The organism is Zobellella aerophila (genome assembly GCF_039539325.1).
In the GTDB taxonomy this organism is placed as follows: Bacteria; Pseudomonadota; Gammaproteobacteria; order Enterobacterales; family Aeromonadaceae; genus Oceanimonas; species Oceanimonas aerophila.
In genome coordinates this window covers 1-2848 of sequence record NZ_BAABCX010000012.1, presented here as the reverse complement: position 1 = coordinate 2848, position 2848 = coordinate 1, and the positions used below count along the sequence as shown (strand labels likewise).

Here is a 2848-nt window from a genome sequence, read left to right as displayed (position 1 = left end):
TGTTGCCGGCGGTGCTGCCGTTGGTGCCGTGGGTCAGCACCACGGTGGTGCCATCGACGTTGATGCGCTCGTTGCTGCCGTTGGTGACGTTGGTGATGGTGAAGCTCAGCCCGGTGATGGTCTGGCCGGCCTCGACGGTATTGATGTCGGTGCCGGTGAACAGGCTGGCCGCGGCGCCGCCTTCGGTGAAGGTCGGGTTGCCGGCGTTGGCGGTCAGGGTCGGCTCGTCGTTGATATCCGTGATTGCAACGGTCACGGCCCCGGTTGCTGTGAGCGCACCGCCGCTACCCTGTGCTCCGGTATTGTTATCGGAGAACAGCCAGTCGATCTGTACCGAGGCAGGCGGATTGTCTGCGCTGTTGGCATAGGCAATCTGGCGCATGGCAGCGGTGACCAGCTCCTGACTGGCGTTGGCATTGAAGGTGAGCACCAAGCCCCCCCCGGAAGATGTCGTCACCGTGCCGATCACTGTACTGTCGACGCTGAGATCGCCCCCCTCCACCAGCGCAGCAAGGGTTCCGATAGCCGAGAACTGGTCACTCGCATCGACACCGCCATGGCGCTGCAGCGTCAGTGTCGCCCCCGCATAGTTGCCAACATCAAGCTCGGCATCGAAGATCTGGACATCGCTGTCAAGCACCACGGGCGCGCCGCCTTCGGTGAAGTTCACGGTACCACTCAATGTATAACGGCCGAAATTGGTATCAAGCGTACCATCGCTGTTGTAGCGCGCCACGGCAAAATCATTATCGGCACCCACATAACGATTACCGGCCAGCAGGATCTTGCCATCGGGATCCAGTGCCATATCCCAGGCGTAATTGTGGGCGTTGCCGATGTCGGTGGTAATAGATGCGGCACCGTCGGCGAAGCCCGTATCGAGAACCCCGGCACCGGTAAAGCGCATCAGTGCAAAGTCGACACCATTACCCGACACATTCTTGTTGCCTGCCACCAGGATGCTGCCGTCGGCCTGTACCGCCACGTCTTTGAACTGACTCCAACCCAGCATGCTGATATCGGCAGCTCCGCCAGTACCGAAACCGGTATCCAGCGTACCGTCACTGTTCAGGCGCACCAGATCGTTATGGGCCGTCAGCCCGCCGCTGAATACCTGGCGAACACTGGTGACAAGGATCTTACCGTCCGATTGCAGAGCCAGCCCTGCAGTGGAGGCCGAAAAAGAGGCAAACAGGCGACTTATCCCGTCTCCACCCCCGAAACTGGCATCGAGAGAGCCATCTTCCAGAAACCGCACTACCAGCAATTCTCTGCCGCTGAAAGGCCCATTCGCAACGGTATACAGAGAGCCCGTCACCAGGATCTTGCCATCGCTTTGCAGTGCCAAGCCGCTGATGTTAGCCGAGTCGCCGCCGGCAGTGGTACTCACCACACCGCCATCACCGAAACCGCTGTCAAGGCTCCCGCTGTCGGTCAGGCGCACCAGTGTAATCGCGCCCGGCACAGAGACGGACAGCAGCGCCTTACCATCGGACTGGAGCACCATATTCACGGGATATGCGACATTGGCGCCATCCAGACCAATAACCACGGCACCATCGCTACCGAAGCTGGTATCCAGAGAGCCATCGCTGTTGTAGCGCACCACGGCAATATCGCCATTGGTGTCGCTGGTCCGACTTACACCTGCCACCAGAATTTTGCCGTCCGCCTGAACCGCCACACTGTAACCACGGTCGTCCCCGGCCTCCTCGTTGGCAAGGGTGTTGCCGCCATCATCCACGCTGATGCCGGTCGTGACCACGCCATCGGTGCCGAAACTCCGATCGAGGCTGCCATCGCTGTTGTAACGCACCAGGGTAATATCGTCGTCGGTACCATTCCAGCTATAACCCGCCACCAGAACCTTACCATCACTTTGGGCGACCACACTGTAGCCCCGGGCCATGCCGTCCCCGATCGCCGTGCCGACAATCCCTGCTGCTCCCGGGATATCGAAGCTCGGCGCATCGTTGACGCCGACCACCGTCACCGTGGACGCCACCGCCAGCGAGCCGGTGTTGTCGCCGCCGTTGGCGGTGCCGCCGCTGTCCTGCAGGCTGGTCAGGGTGACGACGCGGTTGCTGGTCGATGGCACGTCGCTGTTGTTCTGGTAACTCAGGTTGTCCACCAGGGTCTCCGCCGCCGCCACCGACAGGTTACCGCCGGTCATGGTCACGGTGGCGGTGGTACCAATCACCATCACCGAGTAGTAGAGGCCGTTGCCCGCGGTAGAACCGTTGGTGCCGTGGGTCAGCACGATGGTGGTGCCATCGACGTTGATGCGCTCGTTGCTGCCGTTGGTGACGTTGGTGATGGTGAAGCTCAGCCCGGTGATGGCCTGGCCGGCCTCGACGGTATTGATGTCGGTGCCGGTGAACAGGCCCGCCGCGGCGCCGCCCTCGGTGAAGGTCGGGTTGCTGGCGTTGGCGGTCAGGGTCGGCTCGTCGTTGACGCCGACCAGGGTGACGGTCGAGGCCACCGCCAGGCTGGCGGTATCGTCGCCGCCGTTGGCGGTGCCGCCGCTGTCCTGCAGGCTGGTCAGGGTCACCACCCGGTTGCTGGTGCTCGGGGTATTGCTGTTGTTCTGGTAACTCATGCCGTCGATGAGCGTCTGGGCGGTGGCGGTCGACAGCGTGCCGCCGGTCAAGCTCACGGTGGCGGTGCTGCCCACCACCGAGACGCTGTAGCCGAGGCCGTTGCCGGCGGTGCTGCCGCTGCTGCCGTGGGTCAGCACGATGGCGGTGCCGTCGAGGTTGACCACCTCACTGCTGCCGTCGGCGACGTTGCTGACCGTGAAGCTGAGCCCGGTGATGGTCTGGCCGGCCTCAACCGTGGAGATCGAGGT

Annotated in this window: 1 protein-coding gene; it reads right to left on the bottom strand. The window is 62.7% G+C overall.

The window, feature by feature from the left end:
- The coding region (locus ABD806_RS17955) for a beta strand repeat-containing protein (protein WP_344960203.1) at positions 1-2848 on the bottom strand (2848 nt) is incomplete at both ends.